Origin of the sequence: Mesorhizobium sp. J428 (assembly GCF_024699925.1) — a bacterium.
Classification (GTDB): Bacteria; Pseudomonadota; Alphaproteobacteria; order Rhizobiales; family Rhizobiaceae; genus Mesorhizobium_A.
This window is the reverse complement of sequence record NZ_JAJOMX010000001.1, coordinates 2,410,943-2,433,917: the sequence shown is the minus strand read 5'-3', so window position 1 is coordinate 2,433,917 and position 22,975 is coordinate 2,410,943. Positions and strand designations below refer to the sequence as shown.

Here is a 22,975-nt window from a genome sequence, read left to right as displayed (position 1 = left end):
AGATGCAGAACACCACAGTCCAGCCCCTCTCGGGGATCCGCGTCATCGACTTCACCCAGGTCATGCTCGGGCCGTGCGCCACGCAGGTCCTCGGGGATTACGGCGCAGACGTCATCAAGGTGGAGCGGCCCGGCAGCGGCGACCTTTCGAGGTCGGTCCTCGACAACGATCCGGAAGGACTCGACAACCCGGTCTACGCCAGTCTCAACCGGAACAAGCGCTCCATCGCGCTCGACCTGCGCAAGCCGGAGGGCAAGCAGGTCATCTATGACCTGGTGAAGACCGCCGACGTGGTGGTCGACAATTTTCGCGCGGGCGTGATGGCGCGGATGGGCTTCGGCTACGAAACCCTGTCGCAATTGAACCCGCGGATCATCTGCGCCACCGGCACGGGATTCGGCCTCGCTGGCCCGCTGTCGGGAAAGGGCGGTCAGGACGTGGTCGCCCAGGCGATGTCCGGGGTCATGGCGCGCAAGTCGAACGAAGACGTTCCCCTGACGATCTATCCGACGACGCTGTGCGACTATACCGCCGGCATGCACCTGGCACAGGCGATCCTGCTTGCGCTGCTGCACCGCGAGCGGACGGGCAGCGGCCAGCAGGTCGCGGTGTCCCTGTTCGAATCCATGCTCGCCATGCAGATGCAGGAGGTGGCATCGGGCCTGCAGCGACAGAGCGAGGTGAACTGGGGCGCGATGCCTCTCACCGGCGTGTTCGAGACCACGGACGGGGCTGTCGTGATCGTCGGCGCCTTCAAGCTGAATCCGCTCCAGGACATCTGCATCGCACTCGGCCTGCCGGACCTTTCGGCAGATCCCCGCTATGCGACGCTCGCCGAGCAGAGGGTCCGCAAGTCGGAGCTGCAGAAGCTGTTCGCGGACCGTTTCCGCACCAATTCGACCCGCCACTGGCTCGACCGACTCGAAGAGCGCGACCTCCTGTGTTCGCCCGTCCTGACGCTAAGACAGGCGCTCGAGCATGAGCAGACGAAGATCAACGGATCGGTGATCTATCTCGACGACGATCCCGCGCGACCGGTGATCGGCTCGCCGCTGATGCTGGCGCCCGACGCGTTCCGGCTGCGGCACCGGCCGCCGAAGCTGGGCGAGAACGGCAAGACGATCCTGGCGGAAGCGGGATACTCCGAGCAGCGCATCGGCGACCTGCAGGCCTCGGGAGTGCTGGCATGAGCGTCTTGTTCTTTGTCGAGAACCATGTCGCGCGGATCACCATCGACCGGCCGGAGCGGATGAACGCGATCGACCAGGCGACACAAAACGAGCTGGTGCGGATCTGGGACGCGATCGAGGCCGATCCCGACATACGCGTCGTGGTCCTGACGGGCGCCGGCGAGCGCGCCTTCAGCGCCGGGGCGGACATGCAGGGTGAGGCCGAGCCATCCGGACTCGATTACTGGGCAGGGTTGCCCGCCTCGGGCTTCGGCGGCATCTCGCTGCGCGACACGCTGGACGTGCCGGTCATCGCCCGGGTGAACGGCTATGCGCTTGGCGGCGGCATGGAGATGGTGCTCGGCTGCGACATCGTCGTTGCCTCCTCCAATGCAAAGTTCGGGCTGCCCGAATCTCGGGTCGGGCGGCTCGCGCTCTCCGGCGGCATCGTCCACCTGCCCCGCCGGATCCCGCATGCGCTGGCCATGGGGATGCTGCTCTCCGGCAGGCGCATCGATGCCGCGGAGGCGGCGAAATACGGACTGGTAAACGAGGTCGTCGAACCGGTTGATCTCGACGCCTGCGTCGATCGATGGGTGGCCGACATTCTGGCCTGCGCTCCGCTCTCGGTGCGCGCGATCAAGCAGATGGTGCGGGCCGGCGAAACGAAGACGCCGCGGGAAGCCCAGATGCTGCGCCTGCCGGCGCTGGTGGCCGCGCTGAAATCCGAGGACCAGAACGAGGGCGTGCAGGCATTCCGGGAAAAGCGCGCGCCCAACTGGAAGGGCCGCTGATGACCTATGTCATCGGTTCGGCCTGCATCGACGTCAAGGATGCGGCATGCCAGGTGGCGTGCCCCGTCGAGTGCATCTACGAGGGCGGTCGGATGATGTACATCCACCCCGACGAATGCATCAACTGCGGCCTCTGTCTCTCGGTCTGTCCCGTCGACGCGATCTATGCCGACGACGAACTGCCGGCGAAGGAACAACCATTCCTCGCGATCAATGCGGAATTCTTCTCACCGGAGGTGACCGGCTGGGGCTCTCCGGGCGGAGCCTCCGAAAAATTCAGGACGACGCTCGATCACGAGGCGGTGGCCCGGCGCGAATCGGCGACGGGAAAGACCGCATGAAATTCGATATGAAGGGCCTGATCGGCGGCGAACGGCGCATGGACCGTGATGTCCACGAGATGGCCGGCTGAGCGACCTGAACATCAACCGGAAGCAGACAATGGCATTGCTCGACGAAACCGCAAAAGGCGTCTTCATCATCGCCGTCACCCCGTTCGGCAACGACGGCACGCTCGATCTGGAGAGCGCCGACCGGATGACCGACTTCTATCTGGAACGGGGGGCGGCCGGGCTCACCGTGCTCGGCATCATGGGAGAGGCCCCCAAGCTGACGGCCGAAGAGTCGCGCCTGTTCGTCAGGCGCGTCATCGCGCGCGCGGCCGGACGGGTTCCGGTCGTGGTCGGTGTCTCGGCCCCTGGGCTGGCCCCGATGCGCGAGCTTGCGCATGACGTGATGGCGGACGGTGCCGCCGGCGTCATGGTCGCGCCGATCTCCAGCTTGCGGACCGACGAACAGTGCTACGCTTACTTCGAAGGCGTGGCGCAGGCGCTCGGCCCAAATGTCCCCTTCGTGCTGCAGGACTATCCGCTGACGACCGGCGTTCAGCTGGCGCCGCAGGTGATCCAGCGCGTCATCGACAGCCTGCCGAGCTGCGTGATGCTCAAGCACGAGGACTGGCCGGGACTGGCGAAGATCACCGCGCTGCGCAAGGCTTCGGACGGCGGCAAGCGCCGCATCTCGATCCTGACCGGCAATGGCGGGCTGTTCCTGCCGGAAGAGTTTTCGCGCGGCGCCGACGGGGCCATGACCGGCTTCGCCTTCCCCGAGATGATGGTCGGGGTGTGGAACGCCCATGCAGCCGGCGACACGGCACGCGCTCACGATCTCTTCGACGCCTATCTGCCATTCGCCCGCTACGAGCAGCAGCAGGGCATCGGCCTGGCGGTGAGGAAATATGTTCTGGCGGCGCGCGGCGCGATCAAGTCTGCCGCCCTTCGTGCTCCCGGGCCGAAACTGTCGCCCCTCGACATCGCCGACATCGAACTTCTGCTGAAGCGGCAGGAAGCGCGCCTGAAGGAGCTGGGCTGATGGATCCGGGACGTGCCGGCCGGCTGCGACGCCGGGCCTGACATCGAAGAGGAAAGAAAATGGACATTGCCGAATTCATCCGCACGATGCCGAAGGCCGAGCTGCACCTGCACATATCGGGCACGATGTCGCCCCAGACGGTGATGCGCCTTGCCGCGCGCAACGGCGTCGACATTCCCTACAAGACGGAAGCCGACTTCATCGAAGCCCAGCAGTACAAGTCGCCCGAGGATTTCTTCCGCTATCACATGACCTGCTTCGAGGTGCTGCGCACCCGGCAGGACATCTATGAATCGACGATGGATTTTCTCGAGCGGGCCCGCGAGGAGAACATCCGCCACGTCGAGCTCACCTTCGCGCCGCAGCAGTATTTCGACAACGGCATCAGCGTCGACGATCTGATGCAGGCGCTCGATCAGGCGAGCAAGGATGGCCAGGAGAGGTTCGGCGTTTCCTCGGTGCTGCTGATGTGCATCAACAGGGAATTCTCCGAGGAGAGCGCGCTGAAGATGCTCGAAGCGGTCGCGCCCTATCGAGACATGATCGCCGGCATGGGGCTGTGCTCGAACGAGAAAGGCAACCCGCCGATCAAGTTCAAACGCGCCTACGAGGAGGCGCGCAGGCAGGGCTACCGGCTGACCGCCCATTGCGACTGCGACATGGAGAATTCGGCGCAACACATCTACCAGTGCATCCATGTCCTGGGTGTCGAGCGCATCGACCACGGCGTCAATTCCATCGAGGACGACGCGCTCGTGGAGGCCTTGATCGAGCGGAACATCCCGCTGACGATATGCCCGACCTGGACGCCCCTCGATTCACGTCCGCGCCGCATCGGGCGACTGCGCGCGTTGTACGAGCGTGGCGTCACGGTGACCGTGAACACCGACGATCCGGCGGAATTTTCCAGCGGATACATGTGCCACATGATGCAGGAACTGACGAAATACGGGTTCAGTGCAGCGGAGCTGCTCCAGTTCATGCGCAACGCCTTCTCCGCCGCCTGGATACCAGACGCGGCGAAGACAGGGTTCCTGGCGGAGCTGGAGGCGCACGCGGCCGCCTACGAGGTGCGCTGACGGAGATACGATCGTCGCTGCGCCGCGTGTCGTCAATCCGACAGGCCGCGGCCTTCGATCGGCCAGAGGGCCTCCAGCCTGTCGCCGCGCACCAGATGGATCACGTCGTGGAGATTCGCGGTCGGGTCGCAGTGCGGAACAGTGCATTCGATGCGGGTGCCGACGGGCGGAACGGCAATGCCCTCATGCGGCACGAGCTTGCCGAACTCGTCGCCGACCCAGACGATGGTGCCGATTTCCCGGCCGTCCAGGCAGGCGCGAGGCTGCGGACCGTCGAGGGCGAAGCTCTTGCTGCCGGCGTCGGTGATGGCCTCTCCCCTGGAATTGTGGGCAATGACGGTGACGGCCACATACATCGCGAAGTTGAAGACGGGCCCGTTTTCGCCATGCAGGTCGACCGGCCGATAGCCCTCGTCCATGAAGATGTAGGAGCCTGCCTGCACCTCCGTCAGCAGCCGGTCCTCGAAGTCGAGCGCATGGCTGCCCGTGCCGCCGCCGGTGACGATCCGGGCGGCAAGGCCTGCATCCGCCAGCGCTGCGAGGATGCCGGCAAGCCGCTCGCTGGCAGCGCGGTTGGCGAGGCGGCGGGCATCGTTGTCATGCACGTGCTGCACATGGCCGGCATAGGCCTGAACGCCGGCATAGGTCAGGCCGTCCTCGGCAGCTATTGCCCGGGCGAGCGCGACGACGGCGTCCGGCGTGGTAACACCCGTGCGGCCGAGGCCCGTGTCGCAGTCGACAAGCACGGCGATCGTCGTTTGCGCCGCACGCGTGGCTGCTCCGAAATCGGCGATCAGCCCGATGCGATCGACCACCACCGTGAGGTCGCAGCCACATGCGGCTGCCTGCGCCAGTCGCTCGATCTTGCGCCGGCTGGCCACCGGCGCCGTCAGCATCAGCGGCTTGATGCCGGCTTCGAAGAGCGCCAGCAGCTCGCCCGGTTTGGCGCAGGCGATACCGATCGCGCCTGCGGCCAGCTGCGCCTTGGCGATGGTTGCGCATTTGTGCGTCTTGGCGTGCGGGCGCAGCGCCGTTCCCGCTTCTTTTGCCAGCGCGGCAAGCGTGGCGACATTCCGTTCGAAGGCCGTGGCGTCGATAAGCAATGCGGGCGTTTCGAGTGCGGCACGGCTTCCCGCGACGCCGACAAGCTCGAGGTTCAGCGCGGCGACACCTTTCATTCGGCATTTCTCCCGAGACTGTCCGCCCGCAAGGCCAGGGTGGCCGGCTGGTCCACCGTCAACGAAACCGGATCGATCACCACGCCGTAGTCCCGCGACGCGCCCTCGACCGACACCTTCTCCTCTATCACGTCGGCCATCACGCGCGACGGCTCGCGCTCGAACGCGTCACCGAAGCCGCCTCCGCCCGCGCCGACGAGCCGAATGACGTCGCCGGCATGGGCCATGAAGGCATGCATCGGCATGGCCGGCAGCATGCGTTCGCTGCCGTTCGTCGCAATGAGAACGTGCGCGGACGGGGCGCCGGATCCGCCGCCGTCGATACCGAAGGGCGGATGGTCGCGACGGTCGCCGCGCAGATTGAAGCCGGTCTCCTGCTGGAAGCGGAATTCGCGGATGAAGGCGAGCCCGCCGCGATTGCGTCCTGCTCCTCCCGAATCCGTCACGAAGCCATAGCGCACGATCTCGACCGGCATCTCCGCCTCGATCATCTCGACCGGCTGGTTGGAGATGTTGGCGGCCGGGTTCGAAATGCCCTCGATGCCGTCGCGGTCGGCGCGGGCGCCCCAGGTGCCCACCAGCATCTCGTTGAGCACGAACTGCCTGCCCTGATAGGTGCCGCCGGCCGCCATCAGGAACGGTCCTCCCTCCGATCCGCCGATCGCGCGCTCCGGCACCACCCTGGCCAGCGCCTGCATGATCGTGTCGAACACGCGGTAGCCGACAACGCCGCGGGCGCCGCAGGCCGCGGGGAACAGAGGATTGAGCAGGCTGCCTTCCGGCGCGCGGACGGTGATCGGTTTCAGATAGCCGTCGCAATTGGGGATGTCGCGGCGCGACAGACAGCGGATGGCCGTGAAGGCGGCCGATTCCGGCAGCGAGATCGGACAGTTGATCGAGGCCGCCACCTGGGCGGATGTGCCGGCGAAGTCGATGTCAATCGTGTCGTCGGCGATGGTCACCGTGGCGCGGATACGGATTGGTTTGGGATCCTCGCCAAGGCCGTCGAGATAGTCTTCGCCGACATAGACGCCGTTCGGCAATTCGCGAATCGTCTCGCGCATCATCGTCTCGGCATGGTCGTGCAGCGCCTCGACATAGATCGGGAAGTCGCTGCCATAGCGATCGACCAGACCGAGCAGGCCCTTTTCGGCGGTGGCGCAGGCAGCGATCTGCGCGCGGAGGTCGCCCAGCACCTCGACCGGCTGGCGCGTGTTGGCCTCGATCAGCCCGAGCAGCGTCCGGTTGGGCAGACCCGCCTCATGCAGCTTTGCGAGCGGAATGCGCAGTCCTTCCTGCTGGATCTCGGTCGCGTAGATGGCGACGCTGCCGGGCACGATGCCGCCCAGGTCGGTGTGGTGGGCAACCGTACAGGCGAAGCCCGCCAGCGCGCCCTCTTTGAAGATCGGCTTCAGCACATAGACGTCCGGCAGATGCTGCCCGCCCGACCCATAGGGGTCGTTGGTGATGAAGATGTCGCCAGGCGCCATGTCGTCGCCGAAGCGTTCCTTCAGGAATCGCATGACCCGCGGAAACGAACAGAGCTGGATCGGCAGCGTCAGCCCCTGCGCTATGATGCGGCCTTGCGGATCGCAGAGCCCGGTGGAGTAGTCCATGATGTCGCGCACGACCGGCGAATAGGCGCTGCGCATGATGATCAACGCCATCTCGTCGGCGATCGACGACAGGCCGTTGCGGATGACTTCGAGCGTGATGGGGTCGACGCGGCTCATCGCGGGTTCACCTCGATCTCGATGTTGCCGACGGCATCGAGCCTGGCCGACGCGGTTGGAGGCACGACGCAGGTGCAGTCGTAGTCCTCGATGATGAAGGGCCCCGGGCGCGGCGTCGGGCCGAGCATCTCGCGGCCTATGACGGGCGTCATGACGGGCTGGCGGTCGAAGGTGACCGGGCGGTCCCGGCGCTCGAACCTTGGCGGCGGCGCGAAACGGGCGATCTTCGATGCAGTCGGCACGCGCACGTTCATCCGCACATTGACGATCTGCACGGGGTCTTCCGTGGAGCGGTGGCCATAGGTGCGCTCGTGCTCTCGATGGAACCCCTCGACCAGGGCTTCGATGGCGCCGCCCTGCATGTCGCCGGCGATGTTCAGTTCATAGGCTTGGCCGAAATAGCGCAGGTCGGCGCTGAAGCGGAACTCGGCCAGCGTCGTGTCGTAGCCGTCGGTCGCCAGCGCCGCGACCGCGCGGGCGCGCAGTTCCGCCTCCAGACAGGGCAGCCTGTCGGCGTCGAGCCGAGCGGCGTCGGCCAGCAGCGGCTGGACGAATTCCTGCTCGACGTCCGAGCGCAGCAGGCCGAAGCCGGAGAACACACCGGCCGCCAGCGGCACCACGATGCTGCGGATGCCGAGCGCGGCGGCGATGTCGGCCGCGACCACCGGGCCGTTGCCGCCGAAGGCGACCAGGGTGAAGTCGCGCGGGTCGCGGCCGCGATAGGTCGACACGGCCTTGACGGCGCGCGTCATGGTGGAGACGGCGAGCGTCAGCACGCCGCGCGCGGTGGTCAGCAGGTCCTGTCCGAGCGGGTCGGCGACCTGGCGGCGCAGGGCGGCGCGGCCAGCCTCGGCATCGACCCTTATCGAGCCGCCGGCCAGCGTCACATCGTTGATGTAGCCCAGGGTGACGAAGACGTCCGTTAGGGTCGCGCGCGTGCCGCCCCTGCCGTAGCAGACCGGGCCTGGCATCGCGCCCGCGCTTTCGGGGCCGACCGTGACACGGCCCAGACTGTCGAGCGACACGAGGCTGCCGCCGCCGGCGCCGATCTCCGAAACGTCGATGAAGGGTATCTTGATCGGATAGCCGCCCCCCTTGACCAGCTTGCTGGACAGGTTGATGCCGGCGCCGACCTCATATTCGTCCGTGCGCGCCGCCTCGCCGTTCTCGATCAGTGCCGCCTTGGCGGTCGTGCCGCCCATGTCGAACGAGATGATGTTGGCGCCGCGGCCCTCACCGCGGACGAGGCGTGCGCAGGCGATGACGCCTGCCGCCGGTCCGGACTCGACCAGCGAGGCCGCGCGCTTGACCGATGCCGCCAGCCGCATGATGCCGCCGCCGGAATGCATCATCTCGATCGGCGCCGTGATGCCGATCTCCGCCAGCCGACCGGAAAGCGCATCGGCATAGTTGCGGATGACGGGGCCGACATAGGCGTTCACCACCGCCGTCGACGTCCGCTCGTATTCGCGGATCTCGGGCAGGATTTCCGAGCCCCGACAGATGTAGACGTCGTCTCCCACCACCTCGCGCAGGATCTGTTCCGTGCGGATCTCGTGCGCGGCGTTCGCATAGGCGTGCAGGTAGCTGATCGCGACCGCCTCGACACCCTCGGCCCGAAGGCGCTCGGCGGCACGGACCACGTCGTCCTCGTCGAGCGGGATGCGCACCTTGCCATCGGGCCCAAGCCGCTCGCGCACTTCCAGCCGAAGCCTGCGCGGGACGAGGGGCGGCGGCTTGTCGTACTGCAGATCGTAGAGGACCGGGATGCGCAGGCGGCGCAGTTCCAGCACGTCGCGGAAGCCTGCCGTGGTGATGAGGCCGGTCCGCGCGCCCTTGAATTCGAGGATCGTGTTGGTGGCGACGGTGGTTGCGTGCACGATGCCGCCGATCGCCCACGGGTCGATGCCGAGATCGTCGATCAAGGCGCCGAGGCCGTTCGCAATGCCGCGACTGTAGTCGTCCGGGGTGGAGGCGACCTTGCGGATTTCCACCGTGCCGGCGCCGTCGATCAGCGCGATGTCGGTAAAGGTGCCGCCTATATCGATGCCGATACGGAACGTGGGGCGTGTCATGCGTCTAACTCTTCATGCGGAGAAGGACGGGCGCGTCGAGACGCCGCTTGCCTGTCTGGGTTGGAGCGCGGTTCATCAGTTCAGCGCGGCAGGCAGCCACAGCGCCAGTTGCGGATAGACGATCAGCAGTGCCATCAACGCCACCATCGCCAGAACAAAGGGCATGGCGCCCCAGGCGGTCTCGCTGATGCGGCCGGTGCGTCTGATGCCCTGGATGACGAAGAGGTTGATGCCGACCGGAGGCAGGATCATCCCGGCCTGCATCAGCACAACCAGCATGATCCCGAACCAGACCCCGTCGAAGCCGGCCGCGAACACCACGGGCGCGATGACGGGCACCGTCGAGATCATCATCGCCATCTCGTCCATGAAGGCACCGAGGATGAGATAGAAAATAATGACCGCGACCATCAGGCCAAGCGGCGGCAGGTCATAGGCCGTGACGAGATTGACGATCGCCGTGGTCAGTCCGACCGCGGTCATCACGAAATTGAGGAAGAAGGCGGCGACCACGATCAGCATGATCATGCCGGTCGTCTTCATCGTGTTCTCGACGGCGCTGACGAACATGGCGACACTGAACCGGCGGCGGACCAGCGTCAAAAGCAGCGCCGCGACGACGCCCAGCGCGGCCGACTCCGTGGCGGTTGCCCAGCCGACATAGATCGAGCCGATCACCACGATGAAAATGAACAAGGGCGGCAGGAATTCGCCGAGCAACGCCATCCGTTCGGACCAGCTGACGCTGACCATTCGGCCGCCGAGGCCGGGGCGGAGCGTGCAGGCGAGCGCGACGACGGCCATGAACATCAGCGCCAGCAGGATGCCCGGGACGATGCCTGCCAGATAGAGCCGCGGGATCGAGGTGTTGGTGATGAGACCGTAGACGATCAGGTTGATCGAGGGCGGGATCAGGATGCCCAGCGTTCCGCCGGCCGCCAGCGTGCCCAGGAACAGCGAGGGGTTGTAGCCGTATTTGGTCATCTGCGGCATCGCGGTGGTGCCGACCGTCGCAGCGGTCGCCACGCTCGAGCCGCACATGGAGGCAAAGAGCGCCGACGACCCGATATTGGCATGCATCAGGCCACCGGGCATCCAGGACAGCCAGGCGGCGACCGCGGCATACATGCGGTCGGCGATGCCTGAACGCAGCAGGATTTCGCCGAGCAGCACGAAGAGCGGGATCGACACCATCAGGAAGCCAGTGGAGGAGCTCCACGCCACTTCGCCCATGGCCCGCGTCAGCGGCAGGACGCTGTAGAACTCCGCCAGCCCCATGCCGACCAGGCCGAGGCCGATGGCGATCGGCAGGCCCAGCGCCAGCAGGAGAATCATCGCGCCGACGGCAAAACCGATCATGGCAGCGCTGCCTTCTGGTCGGCATTGCGGTGGACGGTATCTGCGATCTCGGCGGAGAGTTCCTGCTGGATGTCGGGAGCCCCCGCCAGTCTCCCGATCTGCTTCCAGTCGCCGCGTAGCAGCGCCATCAGGCAGCAGGCGAGCAGAACGACGGCGACCAGGAGAAACCATCCCAGCCCCGCGAGCCACAGCGCCTGCGGCACCGCCTTGGGGATCGCCAGCGAACTCTGCGAGGACGCGCCGAAGCGGAGGCTCGTGATCAGGACCTCGGTGGCGAAATAGACCATCGTCGACATGAACAGGACGGTGCCTGCCAGGCTGGCGATATCGAGCAGAGCCCGCCCCCTCTCGCCGAACCGGGCATAGACCGTGTCGATGCGGACATGGGCCTTGTCCAGCAGCACCGCCCCGAAGCTCCATGCGGTGCCCACGGCAAGCGCGAAGCCCGCCAGTTCGTCGACCCCGCCGAGCGAATGGCTGAAGACCTGTCGCAATACGATCTCCACGACAATCAAGCCGGCGGCGATGACGATAAGAAAGCCGCCGGCCAGCAGCACGAACCGGGAGACGGCGCGCAATCCGCTCAGCGGCACCGGGCTGGCCGGGATGTTGCGCGCCGTCATTGTCACTGGGCCTTTGCGGTGAAGCCGAGCGTCTTGCCGACCGTCTCGTTCCAGTCGGCAACGCAGGCCTCGCCGCAGCGGCCCGCCCAGCGCGGCAGGATCGTCTCGGTCACCATGCCGGCGAGCAGCGCCTTGTCTGCGTCGGTGACCTCGACCAGCTTCATGTTGGCCTTGATGCCCTTGGTGCACTCGCCGACACCGGTGTTGCAGTTGACGCCCTGTTCGGCCGCGGCCGCGACATGCGACCACATTTCTGTTTCCAGCTTGGCGAACTGCTCCGTCAGGAATGCCTTGGTCGGTTCGTCGAGAGCATTCCAGGTGTCGATGTTGATGGCGCTGAAGTAGGGCGCCCAGCCGAGCACGAGCGGGAAGAGGTGGTCGGTGACCTCCCACCACTTGGCGCTGTTGCCGGGGCCGGTGCCGGTCACGCCGCAATCGGCGGTGCCGTTCTGCAGCGCCGGCACCACTTCGGCGAAGGAGAGGTTGACCGGGGTGCCGCCGACGGCCTCGACGAAGTCGGCGAGCGTCTGGTTGAAGGTGCGGATCTTCTTACCCTTGAGATCGGCGACGCCCTTGATCTCGCCCTTGCAGAACAGCACCTGCGGCGGCGACGGCCACATCATCAGGAGATGGGCGTTGAAGTTCTCCTGCATGTTCTTGTCGATGACGGGACGGTAGGCGTCAACCGCCTTGCGCATTGTGTCGATGTCGAGGATGGCGCCGGAGAGGTCGAGCCCGTCATAGAGCTTGAAATCGCCGGCGACGAAGCTGACCGGGCCGGTGACGATGTCGGCGATCTTCAGCCGCAACAGGCGAAGGGTCTCGTCGCCCTTGAGGCCGAGCGTGTCGAGGCTGTTGAAATCGGCGGTGATCTTGCCGCCGGAAAGCTCGCCGATCTTCGTCTGCCAGAACGGCTGTTCGACGTCGGTGGTCATCGTGACGTTGCTCCAGCCGCCGATGACTTTCAGTCGAAGTTCCTGGAGGTCCTGTGCCTGCGCCGCCGCCATGCTCGCGGCGGTCAGTGCGAGGGATAGGAATGCCGAAGTGATCTTCTTCATTGTTGTTCCCCTTGCTGGCCCGCTGCCGGTGGCAACGGCTGAAATGAGGCTACACAGGTCGGGTGATTACTTCTAATTGATTTCGTGCCCTGCGATGATAGGCTGATACTATCATGCGGCTCACCCTCGCGCAGATCGAAACCTTCTACTGGATCGCCCGGCTCGGCTCGTTCCACGCCGCAGCACGCCAACTCTGCGTGACACAACCATCCGTTTCGGGCCGGATCCGCGAACTGGAACGCGACCTCGACTGCACCCTGTTCGACCGTACCGGCGGACGTGCCCGTCTGACCAAGGCCGGCAAGTCTATCCAGCGGCAGGCCGAACAGATGCTCTCGCTGGCGCGCGAGATCCATGACGAGACGAGCTCGAGCAAGCTGAGGGGCCTATTGCGCCTCGGCGTCGTGGAGACCGTCGCGCACATCGCGCTGCCGGGCCTGATCCGCCAGCTCAACGAGACCCGGCCGAAACTGCGCATCGAGCTGGCAGTCGATGTCGGCGCCATGCTTCTCAAGCAGCTGGACGAACGGCAGCTGGATGTGGCGATCACCACCGACGCGGTCGCCTCGGAAGGCATCACCGTCTACCCGATGGGCGAGGTCGATCTCGCCTGGGTCGGCCCCGTCTCGCATCCTCTGGCGGGGAAGACGCTGACGCCCGCGGACCTGATCGATGAAGCGATCTTCACCCAGCCCGAAATCTCGACCATCGGCCGGACGATCCGCGAATGGTTCGACGCGGGCCAATGCAAGCCGCAATCGCTGAGCGGATGCAATTCGCTGTCCGTCACGAGCGAGCTGGTCGCGGCCGGCCTCGGCTTTGCCGTGATGACGCCGGCCATCGTGCGCGACGACATTGCTGACCGCGTGCTCAGGTTTGAAGCCAGCCCTCCCATTCCGCCCCGCACGCTGTCCGTGGCCGCACTTACCGAGACCTGGTCGGGCGATGTCGAGTTCATTGCGCAGTTCGTGGCCGACAAGTTCCGGGCGGAATCCGCGCTTCGTTGACCCGCTCGGTCTCGACCTCCTCGTGGCCGGTCGAGCAGCAACGGCATTGTCGACGCCGACGGGACGGTTATGTTGATCAAGGGGCAGGTCGGCTTTCTCGACCCGGATCCCCTGCTTGCATCACCCGGGCGACCTATGTTCGTTCCGGGGTTGCTGGCATCTACGAGGAGGGCTGACCATGGAACCCCACGCACCGCTCTCGCTTCATGTTCCGGAGCCAGAGGTCCGTCCGGGCGATACGCCCGATTTTTCGAGCGTGAAGATTCCGAAGGCCGGCTCGGTGCCGCGGCCGCCCGTGGATGTCGATCCCCGTGAGATACGCGATCACGCCTTCTCGATCATCCGCGTCCTCAATCGCGACGGCGAGGCGGTGGGGCCCTGGGCGGGTTCGCTGACGCCGGACGAGCTGATGGCGGGGCTGCGGCACATGATGACCCTGCGCGCCTTCGACGCGCGGATGCTGACTGCGCAGCGGCAGGGCAAGACATCCTTCTATATGCAGCACATGGGCGAAGAGGCGGTGTCGTGCGCCTTCCGCATGGCGATGGCGCCGGGCGACATGAACTTCCCGACCTACCGCCAGGCCGGCCTGCTGATCGCCGGCGGCTACCCAATGGTCGACATGATGAACCAGATCTTCTCGAACGAGGCTGACCCGCTCAAGGGCAGGCAGCTGCCGGTGATGTATTCGTCGCGCGAGCACGGCTTCTTCTCGATCTCGGGCAATCTCGGCACGCAGTTCATCCAGGCCGTCGGCTGGGCCATGGCCTCGGCGATCAGCGGCGACACGCGCATCGCAGCCGGCTGGATCGGCGACGGCTCGACCGCAGAGAGCGATTTCCACGCAGCGCTCGTCTTCGCCTCGACCTACCGGGCGCCGGTGGTCCTCAACATCGTCAACAACCAGTGGGCGATCTCGACCTTCCAGGGCATCGCGCGCGGCGGCGCGGGCACGTTCGCGGCCCGCGGCCTCGGCTTCGGTATCCCTTCGCTCAGGGTGGACGGCAATGACTATCTGGCGGTCCATGCGGTCGCGACATGGGCGGCGGAGCGTGCACGCCGCGGGCTCGGCCCGACGTTGATCGAGCATGTGACCTATCGCGTCGGCGCGCACTCCACCTCGGACGATCCCTCGGCCTATCGGCCCAAGACCGAGTCCGACGCCTGGCCGCTCGGCGACCCGGTGATCCGCCTGAAGAGCCATCTCATCCGGCTCGGCGTCTGGTCCGACGAGCGCCACACCCAGATGGAGGCCGAGATCTCCGACGAGGTGATCGCCGCGCAGAGGGAGGCCGAGCGCCACGGCACGCTGCACGCCGGCGGAAAGCCATCCGTGCGCGACATCTTCGAGGACGTTTATGCCGAGATGCCGCCGCACCTGCGTCGGCAGCGCCAGCAGGCGGGGGTCTGAACCATGCCGCGCATGACGATGATCGAGGCCATCCGCTCCGCCATGTACGTGTCGATGGAGCGCGACGAGAAGGTGGTCGTGTTCGGCGAGGACGTCGGCTTCTTCGGCGGCGTGTTCCGGTGCACGGCGGGCCTGCAGAAGAAATACGGCACGTCGCGCTGCTTCGACACGCCGATCTCCGAGCTCGGCATCGTCGGCGTGGCCGTGGGCATGGCCGCCTACGGCCTGCGGCCGTGCGTCGAGATCCAGTTTGCCGACTATGTCTATCCGGCGGCAGACCAGATCGTGTCCGAGGCGGCGCGGCTGCGCTATCGCTCGGCCGGCCAGTTCACCTGCCCGATCGTCATCCGCATGCCGACGGGGGGCGGCATCTTCGGCGGCCAGACCCACAGCCAGAGCCCGGAAGCCCTGTTCACCCATGTCGCGGGGCTGAAGGTCGTGGTGCCGTCCAATCCGGTCGATGCGAAGGGCCTGCTGATCGCGGCGATCGAGGATCCGGACCCGGTGATCTTCCTCGAACCCAAGCGGCTCTATAACGGCCCGTTCGACGGCCATCACGACCGTCCGGTCACCGCCTGGTCGAAACATGCGCTGGGCGAGGTGGCGGAGGGGCACTTCACCGTGCCGCTCGGCAAGGCCGAGGTGCGGCGGGAGGGATCTGCCGTGACCGTGCTTGCCTATGGCACCATGGTGCATGTCGCGCTGGCCGCGGCCGAGGAGAAGGGCATCGATGCCGAGATCATCGATCTCCGGACCCTCATTCCGCTCGACCTGGATGCGGTCGTGGCTTCCGTCAAGAAGACCGGCCGCTGCGTCGTCGTCCACGAGGCGACGTTCACGTCCGGCTTCGGGGCGGAGCTTGCAGCGCTGGTGCAGGAGCATTGCTTCTATCATCTCGAAGCTCCGATCCAGCGCGTGACCGGCTGGGACACGCCCTATCCGCACGCCCTGGAATGGGACTACTTCCCCGGACCGGCGCGGATCGGCGAAGCGCTCGCCGCCGCGATGGAGGCCTGATCATGCCGGAACATGTCATCAAGCTGCCGGACGTCGGCGAAGGGATCGCGGAGGCCGAACTTGTCGAATGGCACGTCAAGGTGGGCGACGTCGTCCGCGAGGACATGGTGCTGGCCGCCGTGATGACCGACAAGGCGACGGTCGAGATTCCGTCGCCGGTCGAGGGCGTCGTCACCTGGCTCGGCGCAGAGGTCGGCCAGTCCGTGCCGATCGGTTCGCCGATCGTGAAGATCGACCTCGGGGGAGATGCGGCCGCCTCAGGCGGCGACGCTCCGGCAAAGGAGCCGGCGGTTCCGGCGATAGCCAAGGCTCCGGAGACCGCCGCCCCGGCCCCGGCTCGCCGACCGGCCGACGCGAAGGACAACTCGTCGCCAGGTGGCGCTGCGCCGCAGGCCCGCGCCCTTTCTCCGGCGCCCGCAGGCCCGCCGCGTGCGTCCAGTGAGAAGCCGGTCGCATCGCCCGCAGTGCGCCTGCGGGCAAGGGAGGCCGGAATCGATCTGAGGCAGGTGCCGGGCAGCGGCCCGGCCGGCCGCATCACGCATGACGACCTCGATGTGTTCGCCCGCGGCGGCGCGGTAGCGGCATCCGCGCCGGGCCTGTCGCGACGGGATGGCGTCGAGGAGATCAAGGTGGTCGGCCTGCGGCGCCGGATCGCCGAGAAGATGGCGGTCGCCAAATCCCGCATTCCGCACATCACCTATATCGAGGAGATCGACGTCACCGCGCTGGAGGACCTGCGCGCCAAGCTGAACGGCGAGAAGAAGCCAGATCGGCCGAAGCTCACGCTGCTGCCGTTCCTGATGCGCGCCATGGTCAGGGCGATCGGCGAGCAGCCGGCTCTCAACGCCACCTTCGACGACGAGGCGGGCATCATCCGCCGCCATGCGGCGATCCATATCGGGATCGCGACGCAGACCTCGAACGGCCTCGTGGTGCCCGTCGTGCGCCATGCGGAGGCACGCAGCCTGTTCGACTGCGCGGCGGAGGCCGCAAGGCTGGCGGAGGCCGCGCGCAGCGGCGCCGCCTCGCGCGAGGAGCTCGGAGGTTCGACGATCACGATCACCTCGCTCGGCGCGATGGGGGGCGTCGCCACCACTCCGGTCATCAATCATCCCGAAGTGGCGATCGTCGGCGTCAACAAGATCATGATCCGCCCGGTCTGGGACGGGTCGCAATTCGTGCCGCGCAAGATGATGAACCTGTCCTCGTCCTTCGATCATCGCGTGATCGACGGCTGGGACGCCGCCGTCTTCGTGCAGCGGATCAAGGCGCTGCTCGAAACGCCGGCGCTGATGTTCGTGGAGGGCTGACATGAAGGAGATGACCTGCAAGCTGCTTGTCATCGGCGCCGGCCCGGGCGGCTATGTCTGCGCCATCCGCGCCGGGCAGCTGGGCATCGACACGGTGATCGTCGAAAAGGCCCGGCCCGGCGGCACGTGCCTCAATGTCGGCTGCATTCCCTCGAAGGCGCTGATCCACGCCGCCGAAGAGTTCCACAAAATCGTCGGCATGGCCGCTGGCAAGGATCCGCTCGGAATAAATCTCGCCGGGCCCGCGATCGACCTGAAGCAGACGGTCGGGTGGAAGGATGGGATCGTCGGCAGGCTCACCACCGGCGTGGCGCGGCTGATGAAGAAGGCCGGGGTCAAGTCTGTGCACGGCACGGCGCGGTTCCGCGACGGCAAGACGGTGGTGGTCGAGACGGAGACGGGCGAGCAGCTGATCCGCGCCGAGCAGGTGGTGATCGCAACCGGCTCAACACCGGTGGAACTTCCCTTCCTGCCGTTCGGGGGCCTGGTCATGTCCTCGACCGAGGCGCTCGCCCTCGAGACGGTGCCGAAGGGTCTCGCCGTCGTCGGCGGAGGCTATATCGGCCTCGAACTCGGCACGGCCTTCGCGAAGCTCGGAAGCCGCGTCACCGTGGTCGAGGCAGCCCCCCGCATCCTGCCAAACTGGGACGCCGACCTGACGCGACCGGTGATGAAGCGGCTGGACGGGCTCGGCATCGCGGTTCTGACCGAGACCAGGGCGCGGCGGATGACGAGCGAAGGTAATACCCTGCTGGTCGAGCGAGCCGATGGCTCGGAGGAGAGGGTCGCGTGTGACAAGGTGCTCGTCACGGTCGGGCGCAAGCCGCTGGTGGAGGGGTGGGGGCTGGAGGAGATCGACCTCGACCGGGACGGTCCCTTCATCCGCATCGACGAGCAGTGCCGCACCTCGATGCGCGGCGTCTTCGCGATCGGCGACGTGACCGGCGAACCGATGCTTGCCCACCGGGCGATGGCGCAGGGCGAGATGGTCGCCGAAATCGTTGCAGGCCATCGCCGCAGCTGGGACAAGCGCGCGATCCCTGCGGTGTGCTTCACCGATCCGGAAATCGTTTCCGTCGGCCTCTCGCCTGACGAGGCGCTCGCGGCCGGAGGAGAGATCAAGCTTGGCCAGTTCCCGTTCGTCGCCAACGGCCGTGCCATGACGCTGCAGTCCGAAGAGGGATTCGTGCGTGTGGTGGCGCGCGCCGACAACCACCTCGTGCTCGGGATCCAGGCCGTCGGCGCGGGCGTGTCGGAACTTTCCGCAGCCTTCGGGCTGGCGATCGAGATGGGGGCTCGGCTGGAAGACATCGCCGGCACGATCCACGCCCATCCGACGCTAGGAGAGGCAAGCCAGGAAGCCGCACTCAAGGCGCTCGGACAGGCGTTGCATATCTGACCGGTGGTCGCCACGAGTGGGGAGTCTCTACGTCTTCTGGACATGTGCCGAACTAGTTCGCCGCCATGGCCGTGCGCGCTCGATCTGGCCGGCCAGGGCGAAGAGGGTGCTCTCCTCGCCGTACCCTGCCGGCGAAATGCGTACCGACGGGCAGTCCTTCGGGGGACATGGCCGTGGGCACGGACATCGCGGGCTGGCCGATGACGTTGAAGATCCAGGTAAACGGCAGGAACTCCATCAGCTGGGCAAGCCAGAGGTCGACATCGGTGACGCCGGCCCCATACGCGCCGACCTTTGGGGGCAGCATGCCGAGCGTCGGCGTGAGCCAGACATCGTAGCCCGTGAAGAAGCCGGCAATCCGGCGGCTCTCCCGATGCATCGCCTGCAGCGCGCGGATGTAATCCGGCGCGGAAATCGCCATGCCGCGCTCGGCGATCGCACGGGTCAGCGGCTCGACAAGCCCCGGCTCCGGAAAACGGCCTCCTGTCGCGCGGCCGACATTGGCTGTGGTGTTGGCCTGGAACGCGGTAGCGAAGGCACCGCGCGCCGCGGCCAGGTCGAATTCCGGTGCCGCTTCCTCAACGATGTGACCGAATTCCGCGCACAGCCGCGCCATGCCACCCGACAGTTCACCCGGCCGCTTCGCCTCGAAGCCTCCGAGGCCGACCAGTTTCAGCAGCTCGCGCGCCCTGTCCCGGTAGCGGGCTGGATTGAGACCGGCCAGTTCTGCCGGCAGCAGCACGTTTTCCAGGACCGAGCGCCATTTCAGAAGCACGGCCGCCTGGAAGACCATGCCAACCTTCGAGATCGGATGCGTCACGCGCTGCCCGTCGACGACGATGTCACCTCTGCTCGCCGGACGCAGGCCGGCCAGCACGCGATCCTGGGCGCAGAGAACACCGCGTGATTTCCGGACAGTGAGCAGACGGAGTTCGGCATACTTCCTAAAAAGGCCCATCTACCGCTCGAGCGCGAGCGCAATGCCCTGACCGCCGCCGATGCAAAGGGTGACGATGCCACGGTGCAGTCCCTCGCGACGCATCGCATGCAGAAGGCGTGTTGTCAGAATGGCACCGGTGGCACCAATCGGGTGCCCGTGTGCGATGGCCCCGCCGTCCGGGTTGATGATCCCCTCATGCAAGCCCAACTCTTTCGCAACAGCCAGCGGCACGGCCGCAAAGGCCTCATTGATTTCAATGCGCTGGATATCCTGCAAAGACCAACCGACGCGGTCTAGGAGAAAACGAACGGCCGGAACGGGGCCGAGGCCAAACATGCCCGGCTCGACTGCAGCGACGGCATAGCCCTTCAGGATACCCGCAATCTCCAAACCGTGCGCTACGGCTGCCGACTGGCTCGCGACGATCATAGCGGAGGCACCGCTGTTGAGGCCGGGGGCGTTCCCGGCAGTTATCGTGCCACCCTCGCGAAATGCCGGGCGCAGGCGCGCCAGCACGTCCACGGTGATATCGGGGCGGGGCGCTTCATCAACGTCAAAGACAGTGCTGCCCTTCTTCGATTTGAGCTCAACCCCAACAATTTCCCCGGCAAAGTAGCCTGCTGCCTGAGCGGCGATAAATCGTTGTTGCGACCGTGCAGCGAAGGCGTCCTGTTCTTCGCGGCTCAGCCCGGCCTTTGTGACCAAATCTTCGGTGTGCCAGCCCGAGTGCTGACCGGAAAAGGCATCATTCAGTCCATCGCTCAGCAAGCTGTCATGAATTTCCGCGGTCCCCATCCGGTACCCCCAGCGACCATTGTCGAGGAGGTAGGGAGCGCGATCCATATTCTCCATGCCGCCCGCAATTGCGATCTGAATATCTCCTGACTGGATCTGTTGCGCGGCTGAGATGATCGCCTGAGCACCGGATCCGCAGACCCGGTTCACCGTCAGCGAGGGAACTGTCACGGGCAAGCGTGCGCCGATGGCGGCTTGCCGGGCGGGATTCATCTTGTTCCCCGCTTGAATGACATTGCCCATAACCACGCTTCCGACCTCTTCGGCTGGCAGGCCGGCACGCTGCAAGGCTACTCGTATGGCTACAGCGCCGAGATCGGTCGCTGGGACACCTTTCAACGCACCATTGAAGCTACCGATGGCAGTGCGCACTGGATGGGCAAGAACGATTGGTTCGGACATTTCGAACTCCTTAAGAAAGTCTGGATCAGAGGGTGCCGACCCGATCACGGCAAGCGTGATTGGGCCCCAGCCCTGGTGCCTGGCCGTGGACCGACACGGAATCCATGCGCCTCGACCGACTTTCCGCCAGTTGTCTCAAGATGGAGTCTCGCGATTGGTTCGGCAGAGCTCTGGTCAACCAATTGGTAGGCAAGTTCACCGGGTGCAAAACAGTGTTCTTCACCCCACTGCCAAAGTGCCACCAGTGTGATTCCAAGTTTCTCGCCCTTGGGCGTTAACAGATAGCGGTGGCTCGCCGGAGCGTCGGGATCGGCCTCAATGCGGAAAACCCCCTGATCGACCAGCTTTTTCAGCCGGGTGGACAGGATGTTCTTAGCCAGGCCAAGGCTCTTTTGAAACTCGCCGAACCGCACCTTTCCTTTGAATGCGTCTCGCACGATCAGCAGGGTCCACCAATCGCCGACCACCTGAAGACTTCGAGCGATCCCGCACTGGCTATCCCCAAGGTCGGTTCGCTTTCCCTTCATGTTTCGCTCCATCTCTAAAAAGTGGTTGTAAAGTTAAACCGTTTTCATATATATGTCGAGCGGTAGCAAATTTAAACCACAATCCGAGTTGCCCGCGTCCGGGTACCGACCTTAACCCACAGACCCACGGAGCACAGAAATGACGAGCAAGAGACCTGGCCTAGCCGTCGTAACGGGCGCGTCGACCGGCATCGGAGCGATCTACGCCGACAGGTTGGCGAAGCGCGGCTACGACCTGCTTCTGGTGGCGCGCGACAAGGCGCGCCTTGAGGCGCTCTCGCAGCGACTTAATGCCGAAACCGGCCGCAAGGTCGATGTCGCTATTGTCGACCTGACGGACCCTGCACAACTGACCGCCCTTGCCGCGCGGATCGAAGACGAACCCGACCTTACCCTTCTGGTCAATAACGCGGGCATGTCGGCGGATGGGAATCTGTTGACCGGCAGCTCCGAGGAGTGGGCACGGGTGATTGCCCTGAACGTTACCGCCCCGACGCTGCTTTCCGGTGCCGCGGGCCGGGCGCTCGTGAAGCGCGGTAAGGGAGCGATCGTCAACCTTGCGTCCGTTGTCGCGCTGGCACCGGAGAGCTTCGAGGGAGTCTACAGCGGCACCAAGGCCTACATCCTGAACCTCAGCATCGCTCTGGCGCGTGACCTTGGAAAGAGCTGTGCTCGCGTGCAGGCCGTTTTGCCCGGCGTGACCCGCACGGAGATCTGGGAGCGTTCGGGGAAGGACTTGAACGCCTTCCCGTCCGACTGGGTCATGGAAGCGGGCGACCTCGTTGATGCCGCACTCGTCGGTTTTGACGCCGGAGAGACGATCACGATCCCGCCCCTGGCTGACGAAGACGCATTCGAGGCTGCTCAGGCGGCACGAGTCGCCCTTCTGCCTGGCCTTTCACGCGCAGAGGTCGCGCCGCGCTATCGCACAGCGCGCTGAACGCACCGGAAAGTTCGAACCATATCAGAGTGCAATACCATGAATGATCTGCTCGAAAGCGCCTTGGCTGCGCATGGTGGCTGGGACCGCTGGCAACAAGTGAACAAGTTAGCCGCCCATATCACGGTTGGCGGAGCGATCTGGTCCATCAAAGGCTTTGAGGGCGCCTATGCCGACATCATAAGTTCGATCGACACCAAACGCCCCCACACGGAATTCGCGCCCTTCGTGAAACCCGGGCAAGTCGCCGTCTACGAACCGACCCGAACGTCAATCCAGGCCGACGGCAAGGTCATTGAGAAGCGCGAAGATCCAAGGGCCGCATTCTCCGGCCATACGCTGATGACGCCTTGGGATGAACAGAACCTGATCTACTTCACCGGCTATGCGATGTGGACCTATCTGACCGCGCCGTTCACCTTCAAACGGCCTGGGTTCCAGACCGAAGAGGTCGATCCCTGGGACGAGAACGGTGAGACCTGGCGGCGTCTGAAAGTGACGTTCCCCGAGGACACTCCCAGCCACTCGACGGTCCAGACCTTCTACTTCGACAAATCTGGGCTTCTGCGGCGGCAAGACTACAGTGTCGAAATTATGGGCGGCACGACGAGCGCGAACTACGCTTCTGACTACAAGGAGTTCGGCGGCCTGCAGTTCCCGACCAAACGCCGCGTCTACCGGGCCGGCACGGACAACCGCCCACTGCTCGATCGTGTCAGCGTCTCGATCGATGTCCTTGATCTGAAGGTGTCCTAGGATCGCCCCCCCGGGGCGCATTCCCAACGACT

At 65.7% G+C, this 22,975-nt stretch carries 21 protein-coding genes; 12 read left to right on the top strand and 9 right to left on the bottom strand.

The window, feature by feature from the left end; translation table 11 throughout:
* Window positions 1-2: 2 nt before the first annotated feature.
* From LRS09_RS12320 to add, 5 genes are all read left to right on the top strand, one after another.
* Complete coding sequence (locus LRS09_RS12320; RefSeq protein WP_257806944.1) at window positions 3-1,190, top strand: CaiB/BaiF CoA-transferase family protein; 1,188 nt, start codon at window positions 3-5, stop codon at window positions 1,188-1,190.
* Window positions 1,187-1,963, top strand: coding sequence for an enoyl-CoA hydratase-related protein (locus LRS09_RS12315; protein ID WP_257806942.1), 777 nt, complete (start codon window positions 1,187-1,189; stop codon window positions 1,961-1,963). Before LRS09_RS12320 ends, LRS09_RS12315 begins: the two co-directional genes overlap by 4 nt.
* On the top strand, window positions 1,963-2,304 hold the full coding sequence (fdxA, locus tag LRS09_RS12310) for a ferredoxin (protein ID WP_257806941.1): 342 nt from the start codon (window positions 1,963-1,965) through the stop codon (window positions 2,302-2,304). The genes LRS09_RS12315 and fdxA overlap by 1 nt, the downstream gene beginning before the upstream one ends.
* 100 nt (window positions 2,305-2,404) lie before the next feature.
* Window positions 2,405-3,334, top strand: a complete 930-nt coding sequence (locus LRS09_RS12305) for a dihydrodipicolinate synthase family protein (RefSeq protein WP_257806940.1) — start codon at window positions 2,405-2,407, stop codon at window positions 3,332-3,334.
* Between the two features lie 59 nt (window positions 3,335-3,393).
* Window positions 3,394-4,413, top strand: coding sequence for an adenosine deaminase (gene add, locus LRS09_RS12300; RefSeq protein ID WP_257806931.1), 1,020 nt, complete (start codon window positions 3,394-3,396; stop codon window positions 4,411-4,413).
* A gap of 32 nt (window positions 4,414-4,445) precedes the next feature.
* Here the strand turns inward: add and LRS09_RS12295 are convergent, their stop codons facing one another.
* The 6 genes from LRS09_RS12295 to LRS09_RS12270 all read right to left on the bottom strand — a co-directional run bounded on the left by LRS09_RS12295 (window position 4,446) and on the right by LRS09_RS12270 (window position 12,439).
* Window positions 4,446-5,591 carry an alanine racemase gene (locus tag LRS09_RS12295; RefSeq protein WP_257806930.1) on the bottom strand — a complete coding sequence of 382 codons (1,146 nt, stop codon included), beginning with the start codon at window positions 5,589-5,591 and terminating at the stop codon, window positions 4,446-4,448.
* Window positions 5,588-7,324 carry a hydantoinase B/oxoprolinase family protein gene (locus LRS09_RS12290; protein ID WP_257806929.1) on the bottom strand — a complete coding sequence of 579 codons (1,737 nt, stop codon included), beginning with the start codon at window positions 7,322-7,324 and terminating at the stop codon, window positions 5,588-5,590. Before LRS09_RS12290 ends, LRS09_RS12295 begins: the two co-directional genes overlap by 4 nt.
* The gene (locus LRS09_RS12285; protein ID WP_257806927.1) at window positions 7,321-9,399 is read right to left on the bottom strand and encodes a hydantoinase/oxoprolinase family protein; all 2,079 of its coding nucleotides are present in this window, start codon (window positions 9,397-9,399) and stop codon (window positions 7,321-7,323) included. Before LRS09_RS12285 ends, LRS09_RS12290 begins: the two co-directional genes overlap by 4 nt.
* Before the next feature lie 75 nt (window positions 9,400-9,474).
* On the bottom strand, window positions 9,475-10,758 hold the full coding sequence (locus tag LRS09_RS12280) for a TRAP transporter large permease (protein ID WP_257806925.1): 1,284 nt from the start codon (window positions 10,756-10,758) through the stop codon (window positions 9,475-9,477).
* Complete coding sequence (locus tag LRS09_RS12275; protein ID WP_257806923.1) at window positions 10,755-11,381, bottom strand: TRAP transporter small permease subunit; 627 nt, start codon at window positions 11,379-11,381, stop codon at window positions 10,755-10,757. The genes LRS09_RS12280 and LRS09_RS12275 overlap by 4 nt, the downstream gene beginning before the upstream one ends.
* Before the next feature lie 2 nt (window positions 11,382-11,383).
* Window positions 11,384-12,439 carry a TRAP transporter substrate-binding protein gene (locus LRS09_RS12270; protein WP_257806921.1) on the bottom strand — a complete coding sequence of 352 codons (1,056 nt, stop codon included), beginning with the start codon at window positions 12,437-12,439 and terminating at the stop codon, window positions 11,384-11,386.
* A 113-nt stretch (window positions 12,440-12,552) separates the two neighbouring features.
* Here LRS09_RS12270 and LRS09_RS12265 point away from each other — a divergent pair, with 113 nt between their 5' ends.
* The 5 genes from LRS09_RS12265 to lpdA all read left to right on the top strand — a co-directional run bounded on the left by LRS09_RS12265 (window position 12,553) and on the right by lpdA (window position 18,583).
* Window positions 12,553-13,446, top strand: coding sequence for a LysR family transcriptional regulator (locus LRS09_RS12265; RefSeq protein ID WP_257806919.1), 894 nt, complete (start codon window positions 12,553-12,555; stop codon window positions 13,444-13,446).
* A 178-nt stretch (window positions 13,447-13,624) separates the two neighbouring features.
* Window positions 13,625-14,857, top strand: a complete 1,233-nt coding sequence (locus LRS09_RS12260; RefSeq protein ID WP_257806918.1) for a 3-methyl-2-oxobutanoate dehydrogenase (2-methylpropanoyl-transferring) subunit alpha — start codon at window positions 13,625-13,627, stop codon at window positions 14,855-14,857.
* 3 nt (window positions 14,858-14,860) lie between these two features.
* Window positions 14,861-15,874, top strand: coding sequence for an alpha-ketoacid dehydrogenase subunit beta (locus tag LRS09_RS12255; protein WP_257806916.1), 1,014 nt, complete (start codon window positions 14,861-14,863; stop codon window positions 15,872-15,874).
* Between the two features lie 2 nt (window positions 15,875-15,876).
* The gene (locus LRS09_RS12250; protein WP_257806914.1) at window positions 15,877-17,184 is read left to right on the top strand and encodes a dihydrolipoamide acetyltransferase family protein; all 1,308 of its coding nucleotides are present in this window, start codon (window positions 15,877-15,879) and stop codon (window positions 17,182-17,184) included.
* A 1-nt stretch (window position 17,185) separates the two neighbouring features.
* Window positions 17,186-18,583 carry a dihydrolipoyl dehydrogenase gene (gene lpdA / locus LRS09_RS12245; RefSeq protein ID WP_257806913.1) on the top strand — a complete coding sequence of 466 codons (1,398 nt, stop codon included), beginning with the start codon at window positions 17,186-17,188 and terminating at the stop codon, window positions 18,581-18,583.
* A gap of 52 nt (window positions 18,584-18,635) precedes the next feature.
* Here the strand turns inward: lpdA and LRS09_RS12240 are convergent, their stop codons facing one another.
* The 3 genes from LRS09_RS12240 to LRS09_RS12230 form a co-directional block, all read right to left on the bottom strand.
* The gene (locus tag LRS09_RS12240; protein ID WP_257806912.1) at window positions 18,636-19,460 is read right to left on the bottom strand and encodes an amidase family protein; all 825 of its coding nucleotides are present in this window, start codon (window positions 19,458-19,460) and stop codon (window positions 18,636-18,638) included.
* 81 nt (window positions 19,461-19,541) lie between these two features.
* On the bottom strand, window positions 19,542-20,720 hold the full coding sequence (locus LRS09_RS12235) for a thiolase family protein (RefSeq protein WP_257806911.1): 1,179 nt from the start codon (window positions 20,718-20,720) through the stop codon (window positions 19,542-19,544).
* Window positions 20,721-20,764: 44 nt separating this feature from the next.
* Window positions 20,765-21,247, bottom strand: coding sequence for a helix-turn-helix domain-containing protein (locus LRS09_RS12230; protein WP_257806910.1), 483 nt, complete (start codon window positions 21,245-21,247; stop codon window positions 20,765-20,767).
* 139 nt (window positions 21,248-21,386) lie between these two features.
* Between LRS09_RS12230 and LRS09_RS12225 the strand changes: the two genes are divergently transcribed.
* Both LRS09_RS12225 and LRS09_RS12220 read left to right on the top strand, forming a co-directional pair.
* Window positions 21,387-22,187: an SDR family oxidoreductase gene (locus tag LRS09_RS12225; RefSeq protein ID WP_257806908.1), complete on the top strand. Its 801-nt coding sequence runs from the start codon at window positions 21,387-21,389 to the stop codon at window positions 22,185-22,187.
* A 39-nt stretch (window positions 22,188-22,226) separates the two neighbouring features.
* A complete protein-coding gene (locus LRS09_RS12220) occupies window positions 22,227-22,943 on the top strand; it encodes a hypothetical protein (RefSeq protein ID WP_257806907.1) in 717 nt (238 codons plus the stop codon).
* Window positions 22,944-22,975 lie beyond the last annotated feature (32 nt).

Bases quoted from the DNA above. Each gene is read 5' to 3' on its own strand.
- LRS09_RS12320 (WP_257806944.1), top strand. From the start codon at position 3: ATGCAGAACACCACAGTCCAGCCCCTCTCGGGGATCCGCGTCATCGAC.
- LRS09_RS12315 (WP_257806942.1), top strand. From the start codon at position 1,187: ATGAGCGTCTTGTTCTTTGTCGAGAACCATGTCGCGCGGATCACCATC.
- fdxA (WP_257806941.1), top strand. From the start codon at position 1,963: ATGACCTATGTCATCGGTTCGGCCTGCATCGACGTCAAGGATGCGGCA.
- LRS09_RS12305 (WP_257806940.1), top strand. From the start codon at position 2,405: ATGGCATTGCTCGACGAAACCGCAAAAGGCGTCTTCATCATCGCCGTC.
- add (WP_257806931.1), top strand. From the start codon at position 3,394: ATGGACATTGCCGAATTCATCCGCACGATGCCGAAGGCCGAGCTGCAC.
- LRS09_RS12295 (WP_257806930.1), bottom strand. From the start codon at position 5,591: ATGAAAGGTGTCGCCGCGCTGAACCTCGAGCTTGTCGGCGTCGCGGGA.
- LRS09_RS12290 (WP_257806929.1), bottom strand. From the start codon at position 7,324: ATGAGCCGCGTCGACCCCATCACGCTCGAAGTCATCCGCAACGGCCTG.
- LRS09_RS12285 (WP_257806927.1), bottom strand. From the start codon at position 9,399: ATGACACGCCCCACGTTCCGTATCGGCATCGATATAGGCGGCACCTTT.
- LRS09_RS12280 (WP_257806925.1), bottom strand. From the start codon at position 10,758: ATGATCGGTTTTGCCGTCGGCGCGATGATTCTCCTGCTGGCGCTGGGC.
- LRS09_RS12275 (WP_257806923.1), bottom strand. From the start codon at position 11,381: ATGACGGCGCGCAACATCCCGGCCAGCCCGGTGCCGCTGAGCGGATTG.
- LRS09_RS12270 (WP_257806921.1), bottom strand. From the start codon at position 12,439: ATGAAGAAGATCACTTCGGCATTCCTATCCCTCGCACTGACCGCCGCG.
- LRS09_RS12265 (WP_257806919.1), top strand. From the start codon at position 12,553: ATGCGGCTCACCCTCGCGCAGATCGAAACCTTCTACTGGATCGCCCGG.
- LRS09_RS12260 (WP_257806918.1), top strand. From the start codon at position 13,625: ATGGAACCCCACGCACCGCTCTCGCTTCATGTTCCGGAGCCAGAGGTC.
- LRS09_RS12255 (WP_257806916.1), top strand. From the start codon at position 14,861: ATGCCGCGCATGACGATGATCGAGGCCATCCGCTCCGCCATGTACGTG.
- LRS09_RS12250 (WP_257806914.1), top strand. From the start codon at position 15,877: ATGCCGGAACATGTCATCAAGCTGCCGGACGTCGGCGAAGGGATCGCG.
- lpdA (WP_257806913.1), top strand. From the start codon at position 17,186: ATGAAGGAGATGACCTGCAAGCTGCTTGTCATCGGCGCCGGCCCGGGC.
- LRS09_RS12235 (WP_257806911.1), bottom strand. From the start codon at position 20,720: ATGTCCGAACCAATCGTTCTTGCCCATCCAGTGCGCACTGCCATCGGT.
- LRS09_RS12230 (WP_257806910.1), bottom strand. From the start codon at position 21,247: ATGAAGGGAAAGCGAACCGACCTTGGGGATAGCCAGTGCGGGATCGCT.
- LRS09_RS12225 (WP_257806908.1), top strand. From the start codon at position 21,387: ATGACGAGCAAGAGACCTGGCCTAGCCGTCGTAACGGGCGCGTCGACC.
- LRS09_RS12220 (WP_257806907.1), top strand. From the start codon at position 22,227: ATGAATGATCTGCTCGAAAGCGCCTTGGCTGCGCATGGTGGCTGGGAC.